This window comes from Sporosarcina saromensis (assembly GCF_033253735.1).
Taxonomy (GTDB): Bacteria; Bacillota; Bacilli; order Bacillales_A; family Planococcaceae; genus Sporosarcina; species Sporosarcina saromensis.
In genome coordinates this window covers 1-24,686 of record NZ_JAUBDI010000020.1, presented here as the reverse complement: position 1 = coordinate 24,686, position 24,686 = coordinate 1, and the positions used below count along the sequence as shown (strand labels likewise).

General features: G+C 45.0%; 22 protein-coding genes and 1 tRNA gene. 22 read left to right on the top strand and 1 reads right to left on the bottom strand.

From position 1 onward, the window contains the following. Positions 1-62: 62 nt before the first annotated feature. The 8 genes from QT711_RS15920 to QT711_RS15885 all read left to right on the top strand — a co-directional run bounded on the left by QT711_RS15920 (position 63) and on the right by QT711_RS15885 (position 5,645). Positions 63-1,655, top strand: a complete 1,593-nt coding sequence (locus QT711_RS15920) for a putative polysaccharide biosynthesis protein (RefSeq protein WP_317945884.1) — start codon at positions 63-65, stop codon at positions 1,653-1,655. Between the two features lie 4 nt (positions 1,656-1,659). Continuing rightward, positions 1,660-3,117, top strand: a complete 1,458-nt coding sequence (locus QT711_RS15915; protein WP_317945882.1) for a bifunctional methyltransferase/pyrophosphohydrolase YabN — start codon at positions 1,660-1,662, stop codon at positions 3,115-3,117. Next, on the top strand, positions 3,114-3,404 hold the full coding sequence (locus QT711_RS15910) for an RNA-binding S4 domain-containing protein (RefSeq protein ID WP_317945880.1): 291 nt from the start codon (positions 3,114-3,116) through the stop codon (positions 3,402-3,404). Before QT711_RS15915 ends, QT711_RS15910 begins: the two co-directional genes overlap by 4 nt. 9 nt (positions 3,405-3,413) lie before the next feature. Further along, positions 3,414-3,761 (top strand): cell division protein FtsK, encoded by a 348-nt coding sequence (locus tag QT711_RS15905; RefSeq protein WP_317945878.1) that lies wholly within the window; start codon positions 3,414-3,416, stop codon positions 3,759-3,761. A 105-nt stretch (positions 3,762-3,866) separates the two neighbouring features. Next, on the top strand, positions 3,867-4,163 hold the full coding sequence (yabP, locus tag QT711_RS15900) for a sporulation protein YabP (RefSeq protein WP_317945876.1): 297 nt from the start codon (positions 3,867-3,869) through the stop codon (positions 4,161-4,163). Beyond that, a complete protein-coding gene (gene yabQ, locus QT711_RS15895) occupies positions 4,160-4,627 on the top strand; it encodes a spore cortex biosynthesis protein YabQ (protein WP_398296264.1) in 468 nt (155 codons plus the stop codon). Before yabP ends, yabQ begins: the two co-directional genes overlap by 4 nt. 55 nt (positions 4,628-4,682) lie before the next feature. Continuing rightward, positions 4,683-5,099, top strand: coding sequence for an FtsB family cell division protein (locus QT711_RS15890; RefSeq protein WP_317945872.1), 417 nt, complete (start codon positions 4,683-4,685; stop codon positions 5,097-5,099). A gap of 126 nt (positions 5,100-5,225) precedes the next feature. Next, positions 5,226-5,645 (top strand): S1 domain-containing RNA-binding protein, encoded by a 420-nt coding sequence (locus QT711_RS15885; RefSeq protein ID WP_317945870.1) that lies wholly within the window; start codon positions 5,226-5,228, stop codon positions 5,643-5,645. 1,770 nt (positions 5,646-7,415) lie between these two features. Here QT711_RS15885 and QT711_RS15880 read toward each other — a convergent pair. After that, positions 7,416-7,489, bottom strand: a tRNA-Met gene (locus tag QT711_RS15880). Between the two features lie 208 nt (positions 7,490-7,697). On the opposite strand from QT711_RS15880, the gene QT711_RS15875 reads away from it, so the two are divergent. From QT711_RS15875 to lysS, 14 genes are all read left to right on the top strand, one after another. Next, positions 7,698-10,106: a SpoIIE family protein phosphatase gene (locus tag QT711_RS15875; protein WP_317945869.1), complete on the top strand. Its 2,409-nt coding sequence runs from the start codon at positions 7,698-7,700 to the stop codon at positions 10,104-10,106. 24 nt (positions 10,107-10,130) lie between these two features. After that, on the top strand, positions 10,131-11,516 hold the full coding sequence (gene tilS, locus QT711_RS15870; RefSeq protein WP_317945868.1) for a tRNA lysidine(34) synthetase TilS: 1,386 nt from the start codon (positions 10,131-10,133) through the stop codon (positions 11,514-11,516). Between the two features lie 30 nt (positions 11,517-11,546). Then, on the top strand, positions 11,547-12,089 hold the full coding sequence (gene hpt / locus QT711_RS15865; RefSeq protein ID WP_317945867.1) for a hypoxanthine phosphoribosyltransferase: 543 nt from the start codon (positions 11,547-11,549) through the stop codon (positions 12,087-12,089). 206 nt (positions 12,090-12,295) lie between these two features. After that, positions 12,296-14,314 (top strand): ATP-dependent zinc metalloprotease FtsH, encoded by a 2,019-nt coding sequence (gene ftsH, locus QT711_RS15860; RefSeq protein ID WP_317945865.1) that lies wholly within the window; start codon positions 12,296-12,298, stop codon positions 14,312-14,314. A 444-nt stretch (positions 14,315-14,758) separates the two neighbouring features. Then, positions 14,759-15,523 (top strand): type III pantothenate kinase, encoded by a 765-nt coding sequence (locus tag QT711_RS15855; protein ID WP_317945963.1) that lies wholly within the window; start codon positions 14,759-14,761, stop codon positions 15,521-15,523. Between the two features lie 15 nt (positions 15,524-15,538). Next, positions 15,539-16,426, top strand: a complete 888-nt coding sequence (gene hslO / locus QT711_RS15850; RefSeq protein ID WP_317945863.1) for an Hsp33 family molecular chaperone HslO — start codon at positions 15,539-15,541, stop codon at positions 16,424-16,426. Beyond that, positions 16,404-17,327 carry a peptidylprolyl isomerase gene (locus tag QT711_RS15845; RefSeq protein WP_317945861.1) on the top strand — a complete coding sequence of 308 codons (924 nt, stop codon included), beginning with the start codon at positions 16,404-16,406 and terminating at the stop codon, positions 17,325-17,327. The genes hslO and QT711_RS15845 overlap by 23 nt, the downstream gene beginning before the upstream one ends. Positions 17,328-17,530: 203 nt before the next feature. Next, positions 17,531-18,457, top strand: a complete 927-nt coding sequence (gene cysK / locus QT711_RS15840) for a cysteine synthase A (protein WP_317945859.1) — start codon at positions 17,531-17,533, stop codon at positions 18,455-18,457. Between the two features lie 127 nt (positions 18,458-18,584). Further along, complete coding sequence (locus QT711_RS15835) at positions 18,585-19,997, top strand: anthranilate synthase component I family protein (RefSeq protein WP_317945858.1); 1,413 nt, start codon at positions 18,585-18,587, stop codon at positions 19,995-19,997. Between the two features lie 46 nt (positions 19,998-20,043). Beyond that, entirely contained in the window at positions 20,044-20,880 is an 837-nt protein-coding gene (gene pabC, locus QT711_RS15830) for an aminodeoxychorismate lyase (RefSeq protein WP_317945856.1), read from the top strand. Between the two features lie 13 nt (positions 20,881-20,893). Beyond that, complete coding sequence (gene folP, locus QT711_RS15825) at positions 20,894-21,739, top strand: dihydropteroate synthase (protein ID WP_398296278.1); 846 nt, start codon at positions 20,894-20,896, stop codon at positions 21,737-21,739. Positions 21,740-21,761: 22 nt separating this feature from the next. Continuing rightward, positions 21,762-22,130 carry a dihydroneopterin aldolase gene (gene folB / locus QT711_RS15820; protein WP_317945852.1) on the top strand — a complete coding sequence of 123 codons (369 nt, stop codon included), beginning with the start codon at positions 21,762-21,764 and terminating at the stop codon, positions 22,128-22,130. Beyond that, positions 22,127-22,615, top strand: coding sequence for a 2-amino-4-hydroxy-6-hydroxymethyldihydropteridine diphosphokinase (gene folK, locus QT711_RS15815; protein WP_317945850.1), 489 nt, complete (start codon positions 22,127-22,129; stop codon positions 22,613-22,615). Before folB ends, folK begins: the two co-directional genes overlap by 4 nt. Positions 22,616-22,830: 215 nt before the next feature. Continuing rightward, positions 22,831-24,321 carry a lysine--tRNA ligase gene (gene lysS / locus QT711_RS15810; protein WP_317945848.1) on the top strand — a complete coding sequence of 497 codons (1,491 nt, stop codon included), beginning with the start codon at positions 22,831-22,833 and terminating at the stop codon, positions 24,319-24,321. Positions 24,322-24,686: the final 365 nt, after the last annotated feature.

Genomic DNA, 24,686 nt, shown 5'->3' with positions numbered 1-24,686 from the left:
TGGCTGTTTTCTGTTGATGGTATACTAGAGAATACTTATTATCTATCGAAAGAGGCGCAGTGATGGCTACTACGGATTGGAATATGAAAACGTTCATGAAAGGCGCATCGATCTTGACGATCTCGGCAATTATCGTGAAGTTGCTTGCCGCGGTATACCGGATTCCATTTCAAAATCTGGTAGGCGATAAAGGCTTCTATATCTATCAGCAAGTGTATCCTTTCATCGGAATATTCATTGTCTGGACGTCGTACGGCTTTGCAGTGGCGGTTTCGAAGCTGCTGGCGGGAAGTACGAGTCTTGGTGAATCAAAAGCGGTAAAACGAATTGCCTTTATGTATTTATCCGTCTTATCGGTATCATTTTTTATAGTACTAATGGTGTTCGCACCAACTTTTGCGCATGCAATGGGGGACCCTGAACTTGTTTCCTTGCTTCGTGCAGGCGCATATATTGTGCTCGTCATGCCAATGCTTGCTGTATTAAAAGGTGCATTCCAATCGGAAGGGTATATGACGCCGGTTGCCGTCTCAAATGTTGGAGAGCAGGCGCTTCGCGTAGCGATTATATTAATGGGGACATGGTTCGCAGTCCGTGCAGGCGCTTCATTGTATACAGCAGGTGAAGTTGCGATGTGGGGCGCGGTCATTGGGCAGGCGGCGGGTGTTGTCATACTTGCTCTCTATTACCGAAACGCCTTTAAGGGACCAGCAGTGAAGATAAATACGTGGCGTGTCGTGAAGGAATTAACGTACGTGAGCTTAAGTGTCAGTGCTAGCTCGCTCATTCTATTGCTGTTCCAAATGGCAGATTCGTTTACGGTGTATAATACCTTACTGGCGAACGGGTTTGCATCAGATACGGCTATGGAAATGAAAGGCGTATATGACCGTGGACAGCCGCTTGTGCAAATGGGGATTTTAATCGCCTCCACGTTGGCGTTAGCGATTGTACCGCTTATTGCCCATCATGCGGCGAAAAAAGAGGGGCGAGGTGCAGAACCGTTCATCTCGCTCACATTCCGGACGGCGTTTTTATTCGGCTGGGCGGCGGCTGTGGGGCTTGCGCTCGTCTTGCCGTATGTGAATGAAATGCTTTTCGAAACGCGCGATGGGTCGGGTACGCTAATGATTTTCTCTTTGCAAATTTTTTGGTTGTCGCTAATATTGCCGCTAACGGCGATGTTGCAAGGTGCGGGGAAAGTGAAGGTTCCTACGTTACTGCTCATCGTGGGACTAGTAGTAAAGATTGTAGCGAACCAATTATTGATCCCCGTTTTAAACGTGACGGGTGCTGCGATTGCAGGGAATATCGGCTTTGCGGTAATTGCTTGTGGACTGCTGTTTTATTTTAGAAGAGTCTTACCTGTAAAGCTTGCACCGCTTCGTTTTTATGGATGGCTATTGGTTTCAACGATTGGGATGCTAGCAATTATTATTCCGTGGTTATTTGTAGCGGACGAGGTTTTCTTCGATCAATTATCATCCCGGATTGGTGCGACAGTAAGCGCGTTAACAGCAGTCATTTTAGGTGCAGCCGTATTCCTGTTGATTGTCATGAAATCGCGTATAATGGCTGAAAAGGAATGGTATTTACTGCCGTTCGGAAAAAGATTAGCACGTGTGCAATTAATGCTGACTAAACATAGAAGGTGACTATATGAATCTATTAACGATTATTGGGCTTGGTGCAGGTGACTTAGACCAGCTATCCATTGGAACGTATCGCAAGCTGAAAGCGGCGGAGCGAGTATTTGTAAGGACAGATCAGCATCCTGTTATTAATGAACTGCGGGCGGAAGGCTTACAAATCGAAAGCTTTGACGCGATTTACGAAAAAAATGACGCTTTTGAGCAAGTGTACGAAGAAATTACGGAACGGTTAGTTGCGTTAGCGAAGGAGCAACCCGTTATGTATGCTGTGCCGGGGCATCCGCTTGTTGCGGAACGTACGGTGCAGTTGTTGATTGAGAAAGAACGGGAGGGACTAGTGCAACTTGAAATTGCAGGCGGCAACAGCTTTCTTGACCCGATTTTTGGGGCTTTGCGAATTGACCCAATTGAAGGGTTTCAATTGTTGGACGGTACGGACTTGAAGCGTGACGATGTGAAGATGACGCAACATGTGCTGATTGGACAAGTGTATGATGCATTTGTCGCTTCAGAGGTGAAGCTGTCGCTGATGGAGAAGTATGCGTTCGATCATCCCGTAACGATTGTGACTGCTGCGGGTTCTTCGAAGGAAAAGTTGCGGACGGTGCCGCTATTTGAGCTGGACCGTGAAGCGAGTATTGATAATTTGACGACTGTGTATGTGCCACCTGTCGCAGAGCGTGACGGACGACTAAAGGAATGGTCGACGTTCCGTGAGATTATCGCAGCGCTGCGTGCGCCGGATGGCTGTCCTTGGGATCGTGAACAGACGCACGAATCGTTGAAGCGCTATTTAATAGAGGAAGCGCATGAGTTGCTGGAAGCGATTGATCAGCAGGACGATGAAGGCATCATCGAGGAGCTAGGGGATGTCCTGCTACAAGTGTTTTTACATGCGCAAATTGGCGAGGATGACGGGTTCTTTGCGATGGAAGATGTGTTGCAGTCGATTGGTGAGAAGATGATTCGTCGCCATCCGCATGTGTTCGGAGATCTGGGCGTGGACAATTCGGATGAAGTGTTGAAGAATTGGCAGGAGATTAAGCAAACAGAGAAGCCACAAGTCGATTCGCTACTGGATGGGCAGACACGCCATAGTTCGTCGTTGCTTACTTCCTTTAATTATCAAAAAGAGGCCGCCAAAGTCGGGTTCGATTGGCCGAGTATTGAAGGGGCTTTTGAGAAATTTGAGGAAGAGTGGCAGGAATTTAAGGACGAAGTGGAGAATGGAACGAAAGAGAGCCAGACGGATGAGTTAGGGGATGTGCTCTTTACGCTCGTCAATTTGTCGAGGTTTTTAAAATTGTCGCCAGAGGAAGCGATGGCGCATGCGAATGCGAAATTCAAGCGCCGTTTCTCGTTTGTCGAGCAAAGCGTGAAGGAAGGAAAGGGCGAGTTTTCTGCTTATACGCTCGATGAATTAGAAGATTATTGGCAACAAGCGAAGGGAAGGGAAAAGAAATGAGATTAGATAAATTTTTAAAAGTGTCACGGTTAATCAAAAGACGTACATTGGCAAAACAAGTAGCCGATCAAGGCCGGATTACCATTAACGGTAAAGTGTCAAAAGCGTCATCGGTCGTAAAACCGGGGGACGAATTGGCGATCCGATTTGGTCAAAAGATTGTTACTGCGAAGGTCGAGGCATTGAAGGAGTCGACGAAGAAAGAAGACTCAGCGATGATGTATACGATTTTGAAGGAAGAAAAGCTCGAAAAGGTGGAGCCGGAGTTCATTGACGATGAGGAGTAATGGGTCGTCATGAAGGATTTGGCAACTTCAAGACGATTGAACAGGTGTAGGCAGAAGTTAAAAGGATGGATGCGTACGGATGAGGAAATGAGCGAAACGGATAAAGCGTATTTGGAGAGTCTTCCAAAGCAGAATCCCTATGGCTTGCTCGCCATGGTGCTAGGTGGCGTGTCCTTTACATTTGGTCCAGCTTATGGGTTCATACCGGTACTTTCACTCGTTTTTTGTATGCTTACATACCGGACGTTTGACAAGGAGAAGGAAGATAACCCATGGCCATTTTACATTGGGTTTGGTTTATCGGTTATTGGATTGGTCCTGTATTTTTCAGGATATACGCACGATTTAATCGTTTAACGGGAAGTTTAAAAGAAATGAGTAGCATGACGGGATTTTTCCTGTCATGTTTTTTTAATTACACGCATAAGATGGCATTGAACGTACAAGCGAAGGAGGAATAGTATGCAAATCCAGACGGATAGTCCAACATACGCAATTCCATCGGGTGACCATGTCGTCACGATGCGAAACAGAAAACGAATGGATCTTACATCTGTAAAAACGATTGACCGGTTCGACCAAGAAGAATTCATTGTCCGCACATCTCAAGGGGTGTTGCAAATTCGGGGGGAGGAGCTGCGCATCGTCCATTTGGATGTAGACAAAGGGCTTCTGACGTTAGAAGGGACAATTGCAACGATGCAATACGACGAAGAAGAGACAGGTTCACGTAATTTCCTCCATAAATTATTTGGATGAGTCTCTCCGTCCAGTTTCTTAGTTTACTTGCAATGATTGGGACAGGCATCGGAGCCGGAGCGATTATGGATTTGATCGGAACGGGCATCGACAAGGTCGGGAAGAAGTCGATGATTCGTAAGTATTCGGTGCTCATTGAAGTAATTGGGTGGATTTTAATCGGTTGTGCTTCTTTTTACGTTCTTTTCGTCGTGCGGGACGGTGCATGGAGGATGTATGATCCGTTTGCTCAAGTAAGTGGGATGCTTCTGTATGCGTCAATTTTTCATCGGCCGTTCCGATTTTTTGGGCGTATTGTCAACATGCTTATCATCAGACCCATCGTGTTCGTCATCCTTTTGGTTGTACGAATTATTCGTGCACTGTTCAGGTTGGTCGTCAGAATCGTGATGGTGCTGGCAACGCCATTCATCTATGTTTATAAAAAGGTCTATAGCTCCCTCTTTCAAACTCGCGATGAATAGTGTATAATTAATAGACTTATCGCAAAGTCAAGCTGTAATGAGAGGGAGTGTAGACATGGAGCAAAGGAAAAGGAAATCATCCACGACCGTTGCATCAATTGAAACTGAATATGTCCGCTCGTTGCAAAAGAAAGAAATGTGGAGAAACAAGCAAAAGAAGCGGCTCCGTAAAAAAATGTTTCTTTATGCGTTAGTTGCATTTGTCGTATTTGGTGGCTTAACGAATATGTACATCCAGCAACAGCAGACGTTGGAAAAGAAGGAACAGGAAAAAGTGGAGACGTTAGCAAAGTTGGAAGAAGTGAAAGATGAACAAGCGCTTCTTAAACGACAACTTGTTAAACTCGATGACGAAGAGTATATTGCAAAGCTAGCTCGTAAAGAGTATTTTTTATCTGATAAAAATGAAATCATCTTTTCATTACCTGAAAAAAAGAAGAAAAACGACGAAAAAGATGACGGAAAAGAGTAGTCTTATTGACACTCTTTTTTTGTTGGCTATAATGAAAGTAAGGATTCTGCTTTTTGCAGGACTCGTGATATGGTAAAAAGGCTTCTGTATGAAGTCGTTTAAATCTTAAGGAGGAGCAATTTTTTTATGTCAATTGAAGTAGGCAGCAAGTTACAGGGTAAAGTTACAGGGATCACAAATTTCGGTGCGTTCGTCGAACTACCGAGCGGTTCAACTGGTCTGGTCCATATTAGTGAAGTGGCGGACAATTATGTTAAAGATATTAACGACCACCTAAAAGTTGGCGACATGGTTGAAGTGAAAGTGATGAATGTCGGCACAGATGGTAAAATCGGGTTATCGATCAGAAAAGCGAAACCAGAAGCTGAGCGCCCTCAACGCCCTCAACGTCCTCGTCATGGTGGTGGCCGTCCGAGCCACACTGAGCGTCCCGAGAATTTTGAGCAAAAAATGGCTAAATTCATGAAAGACAGTGAAGAACGCCTGACTTCATTAAAAAGAGCAACAGAATCTAAACGCGGTGGCCGTGGCGCAAGAAGAGGATAACTTGCTGGCTGTTTCAATTAGTGAAAATGTATAATCTATGACTATGTAAAGCGATCCGACATCTTTCTAGATGGTGGATCGCTTTTTTGCGTCGACTAGAGCGGAATTGTTTGAAAGAAACGTTAGGAACTTCTGATTGAAAACGGAATAGAGGGCGTTTGTACATGAAGCGCTTTGTTGACCAAGGATACTTTGACTGATCACGGCATATACCGGGAGAATGCGGCATATTTCTGTGTAACGGAGCATACTTCGGCAGATCGGCGCATACTTTTGTAAATTGCAGCATTTAGCTGGAGAGCGCCGCATACTTCTATCTAAAACAGCATATACCTGGAAATCTCTGTAATCTTTTTCTGGTGATAGCTTACTGTTAAACAATCTTTTTGATACAGTCATGCGAACTAGCTAATGGCGCGAGTCTATAGAAGCTTAGAAAATACTAGAGGTGTTGATTGTTATATTCGAAATGCGGCGTTTTGGGAGAGTATGCTGTGTTTGGAGGGGTTATGCGGAAATCGGTGGGATTATGCCGCGTTTCGAGTAAGTATGCGTTGTTTCGATTGGATATGCCGCGTTTGAAGCGAATATGCGGAGTTTGAATTTTGTTTCGTGGGCAATCAGGGTAATCCATAGGAAATTAAATCGCGCCAAATGGGTTTTGGCAAATTAACGATCTTGATAACAGTGGAGTGTGCAGTTCGAAATGCGGCGTTTTCGGAGAATATGCTGTGTTTGGAGGGGTTATGCGGAAATCGGTGGGATTATGCCGCGTTTCGATTAAGTATGCGGTGTTTTGATTGGATATGCCGGGTTTGAAGCGAATATGCGGAGTTTGAATTTTGTTTCGCGGGCAATCACGGTAATCCATAGGAAATTAAATCGCGCCAAATGGGTTTTGGCAAATTAAAGATCTTACTAACAGGGGAATGTGCAGTTCGAAATGCGGCGTTTTCGGAGAGAATGCTGTGTTTGGAGGGGGTATGCGGAAATCGGAGGGATTATGCCGCGTTTCGAGTAAGTATGCGGTGTTTTGATTGGGATATGCGCCGTTTGAAGCGAATATGCGGAGTTTGAATTTTGTTTCGTGGGCAATCAGGGTAATCCATAGGAAATTAAATCGCGCCAAATGGGTTTTGGCAAATTAACGATCTTATCACGGTGGAATGTGCAGTTCGAAATGCGGCGTTATGGGAGAATATGCTGTGTTTGGAGGGGGTATGCGGAAATCGGAGGGATTATGCCGCGTTTCGAGTAAGTATGCGTTGTTTCGTTTGAATATGCCGGGTTTGAAGCGAATATGAGGAGTTTGAATTTTGTTTCGCGGGCAATCACGGTAATCCATAGGAAATTAAATCGCGCCAAATGGATCTTGACAAATTAAAGACCTTATAACAGTGGAATGATAGAGTTACATATTAAAAAAAACTGCGACCTAATTGTTTCAGGTCGCAGTTTCCGCTTTTCTAGTGTCCAGCTGCAACGGCCAGTCCCTCGGGATGCTTCAGCCTGAGGTTAAAGGCAAAGAGCGCCTTTAGCCTCAGGCTTCCGACGTACAGGATGTACTAGTGCCGACGTTGCCACAGGACGTGGCGCACTTAGTCGGCCAGCACCTGTCGAGGCTAAACGACGCTCTTCGCTTTTCTAATGTCTAGCTGCAACGGCCAGTCCCTCGGGTCATAAGGAAACCCGGCTAAGTGGCAAAAAGCGCCACACGCCGGGTTGTCTTATGCCTGTCGGGCCTAAACGGCCGTTTCCGCATTTCTATAATGGCGGCAGAGGGGATCGAACCCCCGACCTTACGGGTATGAACCGTACGCTCTAGCCAGCTGAGCTACGCCGCCGTGTTGTTCTTGGAAGGGCTTGGCCACTTTTTCTGAACGACAATAATCATATTACATGGCTCGACGTGGTCTGTCAACTACTGTTTTAAAAAAAGAAAGACTTCGGAATGAGTCGAAAGATTTTGTGAGTGAGTTGTCAGGAAGAGACAAATTCTTTACGTTGACTTATGTATACTCGTGGACAAGTAGACATAGGGGGAATGTGGAGATGAAGATGATTGGCAATATGGAGAGGCCTATGGGCCAGCAGATTCGTCATGCGTTGGAAGTGGCGGGGAAGCGGAAGACGTATGTGTTGATGGCTACTTTTTTCTTGCTTGGATCGTTTTTCTTGTCGCAAGCGGTGTTGTTTGATGCGGCGGTGCCGTTTTTCTTACCAATCTGGGCGTTGGCGCAGTTGCGCTTTCGGAAGTATTTAGTGTTTGTGTTCATTGGGGGAATGGCTGGTGGAGCGCTTCTAGGTGTGGGACAAGCTGTTATTCATTTATTGCAGTTGCTGTTGTTTAATGTTGTTAGTAAGCATCCGTGGACGAGGAAGTCGATTCCGTTAGCGGTGGCGGGTGCGATTATCGTTGTGCAAGTGTTATGGCAGTTTGTGATGCATAGCGGAAGTACGCCGGTGGATGTGCAGCTGACAATTGGGTTTGAAGCTGTTTTGGCATTATTCATGACATTTTTCTTGTTTGTCGCATTTCCGCATCGGGAGCGTATTTTATATGGACAGTGGACGCCTGAGCGATTAGGGGCCGTTTGTATTGTTGGCATTATGGCTACGACGGGTATGGGTAGTTTAATGATTGGACCGATTTCAATTTCAGGTTTTCTCCTTCATTTGACAATCCTTTTGGCAGCGTTGGCAGGAGGTCTCCCTTTTTCGACGACAATTGCAATGATGATTGCGGCTATTGCAGGTGTTGCTGAATTGTCCTTCACAGGAATGATGGCCGTGTACGGTATGACCGGTTTTTTTGCAGGTGCGATGAGGCGATTAGGAAAGCTAGGCATTGCTACTGGGGGGTATGCAGTGTCTGTCTTTTTCCTTCTATATGACTTGACGTTACCGTTGGATATTTCTCATTTTGCGACAATTGGGTTAGCGACGTTCGTTTTTTTCTTTATCCCAACAAAGAAAGTGGAGCCAATTGGTCTTGTGATGAAGCCTGATCAGCCGGATATTTCTGTGAAGCGTCAAAAGTGGTTGACTGACCGATTGGACGAGCAGTTATCTGACTTTCAGCAGTTTGCAGAGTTCATGTCGACACTTGTGAATGATCGATTTGAATCGGATGATACACTTGCAGCTCAAGAAATACCGTCCATTTGTCAATCGTGTTTCCGTTATTCGAAATGTTGGGAGGACAATGAAGCAGGAATGTCGAGGCTTCTCTATGAGTGGGAGTCAACGTACTCAGCCACCAAGAAAGCGGCACGTCATCGTGTGGAAGAGAAGATTAAATATAAATGTATCCGCTTTTCAGGTTTGATTACCGAGCTTGAGGAGCAGGCTACAAACCACTTGCTTATGGGGCAGTTACAGCACGGCCGGAAAATGTTGGCATTGCAATTACGTGATATGAGCAATCATTTAGAGAAAATCATGAAAGATATTAAAGGGGAGCTGACGGTCAACCATCGCGCGGAAGAAGAACTTGGGAAGCATATGCAAGCTCAAGGGATTGAATATTATCAAATTGACATCTTGTCAGATGAGAGAGGGGCCTATCGGATTGTTTGTTCTATACCGGAGAAGCGGTCAGACTTTGAAACGGATATGACAGTGGCGGAGAGACTCATTTTACCATTGCTTGAGGAAGTATACCGTGAACCGTTCAAAGTGGAGAAGTCGGTTTTTCAACAAGATCCATTTCCGCATTTGCAATTAATGTTCTGTTCGTCTGTCCGTTTCACATTGGAATACGGCATTGTCGCTACTGCCGGAGGGGGGACATTCCATGCAGGAGATGCATATGAGGTATTTCCGATTCATGATGGTTTAACGGCGGTATTACTATCCGACGGAATGGGACATGATATGAACGCTTATCGAGAAAGTAGGAAAGTCATCCGCCTTATGCGGGAATGTTTGGATCGTAAGATGGACCCCGAAACGGCGATGCATACGTTGCATTACATGATGTCTTTAAACGGGTTGGATGATATGTATGCTACGTTGGATCTTGCGTTAATTGATTTACAGGATGGACGGCTCTGGTCTTGGAAAGCTGGCTCGATGAGTACGTATATTATGCGTGGACCCGATTTTCTACGTCTCGATAGCAAGTCAGTGCCTGTTGGGTTTCTCCCTTCATTTTCTGTTGAAGCGAAAAACGAAGAGCTAAAAGCTGGTGATATTGTTGTGATGTTGACGGATGGCCTATTCAGTTCAAAGCATACGATTGAGAAGCAGGAAGACGCATTGTATGCCATTTTGGAGAAGTACGAACATCTTGGCTGTGAGCAGTTGGCGGACCGGATTATGTCTGAAATGGAGCGACGATTTGGTGTAGTTGCAGACGACCGAACAGTTCTCGTCATGAAGATGGACCACGTCTTGCCAAAGTGGATGACAATAAAACCGACAAATCGATTTATTTCCCGGGAAAAGGTTATAGGGTAGAATAAGGGAAATGGAGGTCGGAAAATGAGTGAGTTAGAGAAGTCTGTATACGATTTTATTGCAAAACATGCATTACTAACTTCCGGTCAACGAATCCTCGTCGCCTGCTCGGGCGGGGTGGATTCTGTTGCCCTTTTACTTTTTCTGGCAGTCCATCGCGAGAGGTGGAACGTGACAGTGGCAGCCGCCCATGTCGATCATATGTTACGCGGAGAAGAGTCTGCTGAAGATGGCCGTTTTGTACAAGGCTTATGTGAGCAACTTGGGATACCTTTCTTCGGTGGACGTGTGCCAGTACCAGCCGTACTTGAAGAGGAAGGCGGTAATGTACAAGACGTTTGCAGAGTAGGCAGGTATAAGTTTTTTGAAGAGATTATGCAAAAGGAACAGTATCCTTTATTGGCAACCGCTCATCATGCGGAAGATCAACTGGAGACGGTGTTAATGCAGTTGGCAAAAGGAAGTTTGCCTATTGGAATTCGTCCAAGTAGACAAATGGAAAGTGGAACGGTCATTCGACCTTTTCTCTCTGTGATGAAGCGTGACCTGTTAGAGTTTGTTGAAAAACATGGGATAGCATTTCGAGAAGACCCGAGCAATGAAAGTGATGCATACTTACGGAACCGATACCGCCATCATATTATTCCGAAGATCCTCTCGGAAACACCTACAGCAGCTGTCAATGTCGTAAAAATGACATCTGACCTACAAGACGATGAAAACTTGTTAAACAGCTTGGTGAAGCAACAAGTTGCAGCGCATGTTTCCTTTACAGCAGAAGGGCTTCCAACCTTTTCCGTTAAACGGTTTGGTGCCATGCACACTGCTTTACAAAAGCGCTTTATTCCACTAGTATTGAAGTATATTTATGATGGGGAAAGTAGTCCCATTGAGTTGAATATAGCACTATTGAATCTAATTCAATTTCATCTGTCGGACGTCCAAGGAACTGTTTCCATAGACCTCCCGAAAGGATATCGTTTCGTGCGGGAGTACGAGCAAGTTTTCATTGTTAAAGGGCAGGAGCCTTTCGTACTCACGGATGTAGCTTTAGAAAAAGGCGTGTGGCAAAGATGGGGGAACTGGCTATTGAATTGGGACGATGTCGATAATATTGATGCAGTAGACGACAATGAACGCTATTTCTCGCTTCAAGAAAATGATTTGCCTTTACGAGTCAGAAGCAAACGGGAAGGTGATCGCATGCTACTGCCAGGCATGAAGGCTCCAAAACGATTGTCCAGAATCTTTATTGATGAAAAAATCAGTGCTGAAAAACGGCATATGTTGCCTGTCATTACTACAGCGAATGATGAAGTTTGCGCTATTCCAGGCGTACGATATGGCATCCAGTTCAAAAAACACAAAACAGAACAGGATCGGTACATATTGAGATTCAAAGAGTTGTAAAAAAATCCTATGAAGAAAAGAGGGTTTTCGATGTTACAAAAGGATATCGAAGAAATACTCATTACAGAAGAAAACATTCAAGAAAAAATCGCTGAGCTTGGTGCACAGTTGACTACTGACTATCAAGACAAGTTTCCGCTTGCGGTAGGTGTGTTAAAAGGTGCATTACCTTTCATGAGCGATCTTATTAAACGAATTGACACATACATCGAACTCGATTTCATGGATGTTTCAAGCTACGGAAATGCAACCGTATCTTCAGGTGAAGTGAAAATTGTTAAAGATTTAAACACAAGTGTGGAAGGTCGCGATGTACTCATTATTGAAGATATCATTGATAGTGGGAAGACATTGAACTATTTAGTTGACCTATTCAAATACCGCAAGGCAAAATCCATTAAAATCGTCACATTACTTGATAAACCAACTGGACGTAAAGTCGATTTAAAAGCGGATTATGTCGGATTCCTCGTCCCAGATGCATTTGTTGTCGGATACGGACTGGATTATGCTGAAAAGTATCGTAACTTGCCATACATCGGCGTATTGAAAAAGGAAATCTATTCTTTCTAATTCACTTGCAGTCCTCTTCTTCTGAAGGCTGTTGGAAAGCTTCCTCATGTGATAAAAAATTGCTTGATAAGTGGGTTGGTAGCGCGGTTAGCATGTATTACCACTAGTAACAGACCTTAGCAAGAAAGGCATTTCCTTTGAAGTGTGAATTCGTTATATGATAAGATTTACAATAGTTTTCTGTTGAAGAAATGAGGAGGCTTGGGATGAATCGTATACTTCGATACTTTCTATTATACGGATTGATTTTCCTTGCAATAATGGGGATATTCAGTTCACTAAATAATCCGAATCCGAAGACGGAAGTGATTCGGTACGATCAATTTTACGATGCGTTAGAAAAAGGCGATATTGCGTCTATGACGTTGCAACCGGACGCTGGCGTTCTGACAGTTGAAGGTGTTATGAAAGGGGCAAAAGAAGGGGAGAAATTCACTACGAATGTCCTGCATAACGATACAACGCTTATGGAGAAGCTAGAAGCAATCGGTGAATCGAACAACCCCGAAATCGTTGTTGAAAAAATGCCTGAAACCAGTGCATGGGTAGCCTTTTTCACAGGGTTAGTTCCTTTTATCATTATTATCATCCTGTTCTTCTTCTTGTTAAATCAAGCGCAAGGCGGCGGTGGCGGCCGTGTCATGAACTTTGGTAAGAGTAAGGCTAAGCTTCACTCGGATGACCGCAAGAAAGTCCGATTCACGGATGTAGCGGGTGCGGATGAAGAGAAGCAAGAGCTTGAAGAAGTAGTTGACTTCCTAAAGGATTCACGTAAGTTTGCTGAACTTGGGGCTCGTATTCCAAAAGGTATTTTGTTAGTAGGTCCTCCGGGTACAGGTAAGACACTTTTGGCGCGAGCAGTTGCTGGTGAAGCCGGCGTTCCGTTCTTCTCGATTTCCGGTTCGGATTTCGTTGAGATGTTCGTCGGGGTCGGTGCGTCCCGTGTGCGTGACTTGTTTGAAAATGCGAAAAAGAATGCTCCATGTATCATCTTTATCGATGAGATCGATGCAGTGGGTCGTCAACGTGGCGCTGGTCTCGGTGGCGGACACGATGAGCGTGAACAGACGTTGAACCAACTATTAGTTGAAATGGATGGATTCGATGGCAATGAAGGGATTATCATCGTTGCAGCTACGAACCGTCCGGATATTCTAGACCCTGCACTTCTTCGTCCAGGACGTTTTGACCGTCAAATTACGGTCGGTCGTCCGGATGTAAAAGGACGTGAAGCGGTACTCAAAGTGCATGCGCGCAATAAGCCTCTTGACGATACTGTCAACATGAAGGCGTTAGCACAACGTACACCAGGTTTCTCGGGTGCAGACCTTGAAAACCTACTGAACGAAGCGGCACTTGTTGCGGCAAGACGAGGAAAAGCGAAAATCGATATGGCAGATATCGATGAAGCGACAGATCGCGTCATCGCAGGTCCGGCTAAGACGACACGAGTTATTTCAAAGAAAGAAAGAAATATTGTAGCGTTCCACGAAGCGGGACACGTCGTAGTTGGTCTTATGTTGGATGATGCCGAAATCGTCCATAAAGTTACAATTGTACCTCGCGGCCAGGCGGGTGGATATGCAGTCATGCTTCCGAAAGAAGACCGTTACTTCATGACGAAGCCTGAGCTTCTCGATAAAGTTGCCGGCTTACTCGGCGGGCGTGTTGCGGAAGAAATCGTTCTTGGCGAAGTATCAACTGGGGCACATAATGACTTCCAACGTGCTACGGGCATTGCTCGTTCCATGGTAACGGAATATGGGATGAGTGATAAGCTCGGACCGATGCAATTTGGTCAGGCGCAAGGTGGAAATGTGTTCCTTGGAAGAGACTTTAATTCCGAACAAAACTACTCTGAGTCGATTGCGTACGAAATTGATCAAGAGATGCAACGTATTATTAAGGAACAGTATGAGCGTACAAGAACAATCCTGACGGAAAACCGTGAGCTTCTTGACTTGATCGCAAATACACTTCTTGAAGTTGAGACGTTGGATGCTGAACAAATCAATCACTTGAAAGATCATGGTACATTGCCGGTACGTGCTTATGAGCAAAATGGCAATGGTGCAGCTGCAAAAGCAGATGAAGAATCTGAAGTGAAAGATGAAGTAAACCCTGATTCTACGGGTGCTCCAACTGATCCATCGACTGGCGATCTGCCAAAGGAGAATGAAGGCGACACGACGCTTCCTCCGATCGATGAACAGCGAAGAGATTGATCCGAATAAAATGACTTGCGACGGTCGGCTGCTTTTTAAAGGCAGTCGGCTGTTTTTTAATGTGTAAAGCCTAGACGCCACCCTCCGCTTTTGTATCATCCAGCTGCGGCGGCCAGCCCCTCGAGTCGCTTCGCACTTGAATTAAAAGGCAAAGAGCGCCTTTTATTCAATTCTTCCGACGCACAGGATGTGCTAGTGCCGACGTTGTCACAGGACGTGACGAACTTAGTCGGCCAGCGCTTGTCGGGTCTACCAGGCTGCCTCCGCTTTTGTGTCATCCAGACTCCGGGTGGCAGTCTCTCGGGTCGCTTCAGAAATAAAATAAAGGCAAAGAGCGCCTTTTTTTCATTTCTTCCAGCGCCTGTCGAGCCTAGACGCCACCCTCCGCTTTTGTATTATGTTATGATGTTTTGGAAAATGACGAATGTTAGCGAGGAAATGAAAATGATCTTAGTATTGGATACGGGTAATACGAATATCGTCCTTGGTGTATATGAACATGGCGCGCTGAAATATCATTGGCGCATGGAAACGTATCGACAAAAGACGGAAGATGAGTATGCGATGTCTGTAAAGGCGCTTTTCTCTCACGTCGGACTAAAATTTGAGGATATTAAAGGCATTATTATTTCTTCTGTTGTTCCGCCTGTTATGTTTCCGCTTGAGCAGATGTGTCGGAAGTATTTTAATATGCGTCCGCTCGTTGTGGGGCCAGGTGTGAAAACAGGCTTGAATATTAAATACGAGAACCCGCGTGAAGTTGGAGCTGACCGGATTGTGAATGCGGTAGCGGCGATCCATGAGTACGGCAATTCGCTCATTATCGTGGATTTTGGAACGGCTACAACATTTTGTTATGTGAATGAAAAAGGTGAATACATGGGAGGCTCGATCGCACCTGGTATTGGTATTTCCATGGAGGCTCTATTTGACAGGGCGTCCAAGTTGCCACGTGTTGAATTGACGCGTCCGGATCATATTATTGGGAAGAATACAGTTTCTGCTATGCAAGCGGGGATTGTATATGGGTATGTAGGGCTTGTTGAAGGTATTGTTAATCGGATGAAGGCACACAGTAAGGTTGAGCCGACTGTTATTGCGACAGGTGGATTGGCGGAGCTGATTGCTAGTGAAACAGAAGTGATCGATATTGTCGATAACTTCCTTACGTTAAAAGGATTGCACTTAATTTACGAAAGAAACGTTTAAAAGGAGTAGAAATGAATGAGTGATTATTTACTAAAAGCATTGGCTTTTGATGGGACGATTCGTGCATATGCAGTCGATTCGACAGAAACGGTTGCGGAAGCGCAGAAAAGACATAACGTTTGGCCAACTGCGGCTGCTGCGTTAGGCAGAACGATGACCGCTGGATTGATGATGGGTGTCATGATGAAAGGGAACGATAAGCTGACGGTGAAAGTCGAAGGGAACGGACCAGCTGGACCGATTGTCGTCGATGCGAATGCGCGTGGAGAAGTGAGAGGATACATTACTTATCCACAAACGCACTTTGATTTAAATGAAAAAGGGAAGTTGGACGTCCGTCGTGCTGTCGGGACGGAAGGTATGATTACAGTCGTGAAAGATCTTGGTCTCCGGGATTATTTTACAGGACAAGTTCCGATTGTTTCTGGAGAAATTGCAGAGGACTTCACACAATACTTCGTTGTGTCTGAACAAGTGCCTTCTGCTGTAGCGCTAGGTGTACTCGTGAATCCGGATAATACAATAAAGGCAGCGGGTGGATTCATCATTCAAGTAATGCCAGGGGCTACCGAGGAAACGATTAGTCAGCTTGAAGAAAAGCTTGCTTCTATCGAACCGATTTCCAGTATGATCAACCGCGGTTTAACGCCTGAGCAAGTATTGGAAGAAGTACTTGGTGCAGGCAACGTGGAAGTTCTCGACAAAATGGATGTCTCTTTCCAATGTAACTGCTCCAAAGAGCGTTTTGGCAACGCAATTATCGGTCTTGGCGAACAGGAAATTCGAGAGATGATCGATGAGGATGGGCAAGCCGAAGCGGAATGCCATTTTTGTAATGAACGATACTTGTTCCCTCAAGAAGAATTAGAAGGTTTTATCGATGAAATACAGTCGAAATCCTAACGCCCAGGAGATGGCGCCTCAAAGAAGGAAGTTAAAAGCGAAGCCATTGCTCGTTTTAATTGCAATTCTTTTTGTCTGCAACCTCTTGTGGTTCATTGGATGGTTAATCCCAAATAAATCGAAGCAACCGGAAGAAGTGGTTGCTTCGGTCGCGGGTGACCCGATTACGAGGGAACAATGGATGACAGCGATGGAAAAGGAAGTCGGTCGGGAAGTGTTACTCGAACTTGTGAACCATAAAGTGATGGAAACGGCGGCAGAGAAATACGGCATCGACGTGACGGATAAGGAAATTGACTTGGAACTCGCCCTCATCACGTCTGTTGACGGGCGCTCCCATTCCGGTTTGGACATCGAGCAAACGCGACAACGAATCCGTTCCTCGCTTATTTTAGACAAAGTGCTTACACATGATGTCCTCATAGAAGACGATGCGGTGCGGTCTTTTTATAAGGAGAACGAATCGCTGTTTAACATATTAACCGCTTACCGGACATCGGTCATTATTGTGCCGACGAAAAAAGAGGCAGAACAAGCATTGGATGAAATAGCGAAAGGCTCCAGCTTTGACGCTTTGGCGAAGGAACTGTCAACCGATCTAGCTTCCGCAAGTCTAGGTGGTGACATTGGCTACATTAATGCAGACACAGAAACGATCGATCCTGCAATCTATGAAGCTGCTGTTAAGACGAAAGAGGGCAAAGTCGGTAAATTAGTACATCTTCAAGATGGTACATATGCGCTCATTCAAGTGAATGAAATTATTAAAGGGAGATCATTCGACTTCAAAGAAGTGGAAGAACATATCCGAAGAGAACTAGCGCTTGAACAATTGCCTCAAACGGTGAATCCTGAAGCGTTTTGGAAAGAATTTGACGCAGAATGGTATTATGGAAAGTAACTGATGACTGTCTCGACCTACTAAACATGTTGGGTCAAGACAGTTTTTTATTTTTTGAAGGTTGAAGGGGTACAGAGTTGCCGAATCGAGATAGGGAAATCGGAAATAATGTATGTAGGTATCGTTTGACACGTATCACAAAAGCGGTATACAATTAATACTATAAAACATATCAAATAAGTAGGAATTGGGAGAGGATATGCATGAGTAGAGTCGGAAATACAGTAGCGGATCTTGTCGGTAAAACGCCACTCGTGAAATTGAATCGTATGGGGAACGCAGATAGTGCAGATATTTATTTGAAATTGGAATACTTCAATCCGGGTTCCAGTGTGAAAGACCGCATTGCGCTTGCGATGATTGAAGCTGCTGAAAAGACGGGCGATTTGAAAGAAGGAAGCACGATTATTGAGCCGACGAGCGGCAATACGGGGATTGGTCTCGCTATGATTGCGGCGGCAAAAGGGTACAAAGCTGTACTCGTCATGCCAGACACTATGAGCATGGAGCGACGCAATCTTCTTCGTGCATATGGTGCTGATCTTGTATTGACACCTGGTGCTGAAGGGATGAAAGGGGCCATTGCGAAAGCGGAGGAGCTGTCCGCGCAAAACGGTTGGTTCATGCCGCAGCAATTTAACAATGAACATAATCCGGAAGTACACCGCTTGACGACGGGACCGGAAATTGCAGATGCATTCGACCAAGTCAATGCATTTATTGCTGGAATCGGCACAGGGGGCACTATAACAGGAGTCGGTTCGGTGTTGAAAGAACGTTTTCCAGGGGTGAAAATTGTTGCTGTTGAGCCCGCAGATTCACCGGTATTGTCAGGTGGTCAACCAGGACCACATAAGATACAAGGGATTGGTGCAGGTTTTGTGCCTAAAGTTCTTGATACGGATGTGTACGACGAGATTATTCAAGTGTCCAACGAAGATGCGTATGATCTAGCAAGACGGGCAGCTCGCGAAGAAGGGATTTTGGGTGGTGTTTCATCCGGCGCAGCAATTTTTGCAGCACTACAAGTTGCAGAACAACTCGGAAAAGGGAAAACGGTTGTTGCTGTGCTCCCTTCCAATGGTGAACGGTACTTAAGTACACCACTTTATCAATTCGAAGAAGAATAAGTAGAAAGAGGGAGCCTAAGTGCTCTCTTTTTTGTATATGGGAATCATTGCACATGTCGTTTTTTGTAGCCTAAACAGTTCTTCAGATAGTAAGATAATGATATTACGAGATGTGGGGGAAAACGATATGAAGCGTGTGTTTCCGGATTACAAGAAAGCAAATATGACAAAAGAGCAATTCTTTTATGCGTATAAAGAACTTGCCCAAACGAGTGAAGAGCATGTGCTATTGGAAAGTGGGCGCGTCGGGAAGTTATGTATTGCTGGTGTAGACCCCCTTGTAACGATGAAAAGTACAGATGGGCAATCACTTGAGTTGGTATGGCGGGATGGGGCGACGGAAGTGAGAACGGGTGAACCGCTTGAACTGGTAGCTGATTTCGTCCGTTCGATGAATGTGGATTACCTTCCAGAACTACCAGATTACCAAGGTGGTGTCATTGGTTTCGTAAGCTATGACTATGCGAGAACATATGAGCCAATTCCCGAGATTGCGAAAGATGACCTCGACACTCCTGATCTATTCTTCTGTTTGTTTGACCGTTGGGCAGTATTGGACGTTGAAGATGAAGTCGTGACGTTCATGACGTTACCTGAACGCGGACTAAATCCTGAAGTAGTGGAAGCGGAGTGGTTGCAAGCTGCTGCAATCGGTGAGAAAAAACGTGTCCATGAAGCGGGTGGTACTGCTGTAGAATTCAACAGACCCGAAAATATTGACGTTTCAGTAACAGGTCCTCAATTTGAACAAATGGTTCGGGACGTTCAACGCTACATTGAGTTGCAAGAAGTCAATCAAGTGAATCTTTCCGTCCGCCAATCAAAAGCGCTAGAGGTTGAACCGCTTGCTATGTACGAAGCATTGCGTTCATTTAACCCGTCCCCTTATATGGCGTCCATTGGAGCGAAAGAGTTTGCGGTTGTCTCGGGTTCTCCCGAATTATTGCTGAAAAAACGAGGCAATGAATTGAGCACGCGCCCGATTGGTGGTACCCGTCCTAGAGGTGCATCTTTGCAGGAAGATCAAGCGCTTGAACAGGAACTTCTGTCAAACGAGAAGGAAAAAGGCGAACACATTATGCTTGTTGAGCAAGAGCTTGAGGATTTCGGTAAAGTTTGTGTTCCAGAAACCGTCGAAACGGATGAATTCATGGTAATCGAACGGTATTCACACGTCATGCATCTCGTTTCAAATGTCCGAGGAACCGCTGCGCCTGACTTGTCTACTGCTGCAATTATTAAAGGGGTATTTCCGGGCGGATCCATTACGGGTTCACCGAAACTGCGGACGATGGAGATTATTGAAGAGTTGGAACCGACACGTAGAGGTTTGTATACCGGTTCTATCGGTTGGATCGGTTTTAACGGTGATTTAGAATTGAATATCGTCATTCGATCTGCTTATATCAAAGACGGTGTTGCGCATATTCAAGCGGGGGCGGGATTAGTTGCTGATTCTAATCCGCGAGCAGAATATGTGGAGTCGTTGAACAAAGCGAAAGCACTTTGGCAAGCGAAAGAAATGGCTGAAAAAGCATAGGTTGATAAGGCGTGAAAGGTAGGTTTTCCCCATGCAATACTGTTGGATGAACGGTGAATACAAGCGGGCAGAAGAATTGCTCATTTCACCGTTTGATCACGGTTTTTTATATGGAATTGGCTTTTTCGAAACGTTTAGGACGTATGACGGGCATGTGTTTTTATTCGAGGAACATATGGAACGACTAGCCCGCGCGTTAGAAGAGTACCGCATTTCAATGCCTTATACGACTGAAGAGATTCGTGCGGCAGTTCAAAGGCTAACAGCTTTGTCAGCTGATCGCGACGGGTATTTCCGTCTGAATATCTCGGCTGGGACCCACGAAATTGGACTTGCCCCTTCACGATATGACTCACCAAACGTCATTTTATTCCGTAAAGAGTTGCCCCAAGTAGAGAGAGGGACACCGAAGAAGGGTGTGTGGCTTGAAACTCCGCGCAATCTTCCGGAAAGTAGTGTGCGGCACAAATCGCATAATTACATGAACAATGTAAAGGGACGATTGGAATTACCGTCGCTAAAAGAACAGGAAGGAATTTTTGTCACTGCAGAAGGCTATGTGGCAGAAGGGATTACTTCAAATGTATTTTGGATAAAAGATGGCGTGTTATATACGCCTGCCATTGAAACAGGCATCTTACCCGGAATTACGCGCACGTTTGTGTTGGCGATTGCTGAGGAAGCCGGTATGCGGGTACATGAAGGTTTCTTCCCAAAAAGTGTTGTGGAGCAAGCGGATGAGGTGTTCATATCGAATGCAGTCCAAGAACTTGTGCCTTTGTTTCAAATAGGAGACACACCATTGCCGGGTGCATCGGGTGTTTATACTAACAAACTGCATGAACGATATGTTCAGGCGATTGCTGATAGGAAAGAAGGTTAACGTGATGGAATTAATGAAAGCGAGAGACACGTATCGTTTCGGTCAGACGACAATTGATTTTCATCGGGAAACGGTTGTAATGGGAATCTTGAATGTTACGCCGGATTCGTTTTCAGATGGAGGAAAATACGGGCAAATCGATGCAGCGCTTTTACACGCTCAACAAATGTTGCGAGATGGCGCGAAAATTATTGATATTGGCGGAGAGTCGACTCGACCGGGTCATGCTCCTGTTCCGCTGGAGGAAGAGTTGGAAAGAACTGTCCCAGTCATTGAAGCATTGGCTCGTGAACTAGATTGTGTCATTTCAATCGATACGTATAAAGCGGGGGTAGCGGAAGAGGCGTTAAAAGCGGGCGCTCGAATCATTAATGATGTATGGGGCGCGAAACGTGAGCCGCGTATTGCGGATGTGGCGGCTGCGTATGGTGCACCTATTATTCTTATGCATAACCGTGAGAGAGCTGAATATAGCGGAGATTTTATGGAGGAAGTGCTTGCAGATTTACAAGAAAGTGTGAACATTGCAAGGAATGCAGGTGTGCCTGAAGGGGATATTTGGTTAGATCCAGGAATCGGTTTTGCGAAAAGTGTTGAGCAAAATGTATTAACGATGCAAGGTTTACGTCGAATTTCGAATATGGGGTATCCTGTCTTGCTTGGGACTTCACGCAAGTCGATGATCGGAAAAATTTTGGATTTGCCGGTCGATGAACGAATGGAAGGAACAGGCGCTACAGTTTGCTATGGTATCGATCATGGGTGTCATATTATGCGCGTACATGATGTGAAAGAGGTTTCACGCATGGTAAAAATGATGGATGTTCTATCAGCCAAAGTTGCTGTAGGTGTGAATTGACTAGAAAGCGGGTGAATGTGTAGTGGACTATATTCATGTGAATGAAATGGAGTTTTACGGATACCATGGAGCTTTAAAGGAAGAAACAGTGTTAGGGCAGCGTTTTCGGGCGAACGTCTCGTTAGCGGTCGATTTGGCGGATGCAGGTAAGACAGATGATCTGGCAAAGACCGTCAACTACGCTGAGGTGTTCGATCTATGTCGTGACGTTGTCGAAGGGGAGCCGAGGAAGTTGATTGAAACGGTCGCTGAAAACATCGCAGACGTGATTCTTAGTCAATTTGCCGCGCAAGTACGAGGTGTGCGCGTTGTGCTTATCAAACCCGATCCGCCGATTCGCGGTCATTATGCATCTGTATCTGTAGACATTACAAGGGGGCAATTTGTGTGAACGTCTCCTACCTTTCAATCGGTTCTAATATAGGTGACCGGTTGCACCATTTGACTGAAGCTGTCAGTACACTTCATGGGCATGCTGAAATACATGTTGTGAAGGTGTCTTCTGTTTACGAAACAAAACCTGTCGGCTATACGGACCAAGCAGATTTTCTCAATATAGTTGTCTGTTTGGAAACTACATTGGATGCACACGATTTATTGGCAGTGTGTCAAGAAATCGAAAATGGACTAGGTCGTGAGAGAATTATTAGATGGGGTCCTCGGACTGTTGACCTTGACATTTTACTGTATAATAACGACAATATTGAATCAGAGAACTTAATCGTGCCGCATCCGCGCATGCGCGAACGTGCGTTTGTTCTTGTGCCTCTATTGGAAATTGCACCTACCTTAGTACCTATTGAAGTGGATGGCAGTGGCGTTATGCGTTGGCAAGAGGTATCGGATGTCGACAATTTCTTGCGTGTAGGGAAATGAACGGTCTCGACATTCATCCCTGTATAATTAAAAGACGTTCATGGTAATGCTGAAAACTAGCTCTGTGGCTAGATGAAGAACAGCCAATTGGATAGGGTACGTATTGTCTTAGTACAAGTCGTCATGTACGTGGCGGCTTTTTTTACATAAGGAGTTTGTGTACAATAGAACCATGCCAGCGGGCGTGAGGGATAACTGATGAAGGAGTGAAGGAAATGTCCCATTTGGATGAATTGAACGACCAGCTTTTGGTGAGACGCCAGAAGATGGATGAATTACGCGAAAACGGACTTGATCCATTCGGTTCAAGATTTGAACGGACGCATCTTTCCAATGAAATCCGTGAAGCTTATGAGGGCTTAACGAAAGAAGAATTGGACGAAACGGTGCATGAAGTGAAAATTGCAGGCCGTATTATGACGAAGCGAGGCAAAGGGAAGGCTGGATTTGCACACATCCAGGACCTCGGTGGCCAAGTTCAAATCTACGTACGTCAAGATGCAATCGGAGAAGAAGCATATGCTTTGTTCAACAGTGCAGATTTAGGTGACATCGTCGGTGTGAAAGGAAATGTCTTTAAAACGAAAGTTGGCGAACTTTCTATTAAAGCAACGGAATTTACTTTCCTGACAAAAGCACTTCGCCCGTTACCGGATAAATTCCATGGCTTAAAAGATATTGAACAACGGTATCGTCAACGCTATTTGGACCTAATCTCTTCAGAAGAGAGCAAGGATACTTTCATTACAAGAAGCCGAATCATCCAATCGATGCGTCGTTATTTGGATGGACAAGGATTTTTGGAAGTTGAAACACCAATGCTTCATTCAATTGCAGGCGGTGCAACAGCGCGTCCTTTCATTACACATCACAATGCATTGGATATGACGCTTTACATGCGAATCGCAATCGAGCTCCATTTGAAACGCCTAATCGTTGGTGGACTTGAGAAGGTGTATGAAGTCGGTCGTGTATTCCGTAACGAAGGAATCTCTACGCGCCATAACCCTGAATTCACAATGATGGAGTTATATGAAGCGTATGCAGATTACAACGATATTATGGAACTAACGGAAAACATGATTTCCTACATGGCTCAAGATGTGCTTGGAACGACGCAAGTACAGTACGGTGAAGACATTATTGATTTATCACCAGGCTGGAAACGCATGCATATGGCAGATGCTGTTAAAGAATTCACAGGCGCAGACTTCTGGCAAGAGATGACGAAAGAAGAAGCCCATGCACTTGCAAAAGAACATGGTGTTGAAGTAACGGCTATGATGGAAGTTGGACATGTTCTAAATGAATTCTTTGAACAAAAAGTAGAAGAACAACTTGTTCAACCAACGTTCATCTATGGACATCCGGTAGAGATTTCTCCACTTGCAAAGAAAAATCCAGAAGATGCTCGCTTCACAGATCGCTTTGAATTGTTCATTGTACGACGTGAACATGCAAACGCATTTACTGAATTAAACGATCCAATCGATCAGCGTGCACGATTTGAAGCGCAGCTTGTCGAGAAGGAGCAAGGAAACGATGAAGCGCATGAAATGGATGAAGATTTCATTGAGGCGCTGGAATACGGTCTACCGCCAACAGGTGGACTTGGAATAGGGATCGATCGTCTTGTAATGTTATTGACGAACGCACAATCTATTCGTGATGTGCTCCTGTTCCCACAAATGAGATCTAAAGAATAATACTGTTGAAGCCGCATAGGTTCTAGTTTTGTGCGGCTTCAACCTCCTCTTAGAATCAAATGAAATTATTTTTGATAAAAAGTATTGCAATCAAAAAGAACCGGTGGTATATTAGATAACGTTGCACTTCCGATAAACGAAAACGACTTGAAAACAGGTTAAAAAACTTTTTTAAAAAAGTTGTTGACATCGAAATGAGCAACATGGTATTATATAAAAGTTGCTTCTGAACGAAGCGACCAAACATGAACCTTGAAAACTGAACAGCAAAACGTCAACAAATAAAGTTCTGAAGCCGACTTGTCGGTGAACGAACAACTCGAATCTTCGGATTCAAAATTGACATCTTAAATGATGCCAGCAAG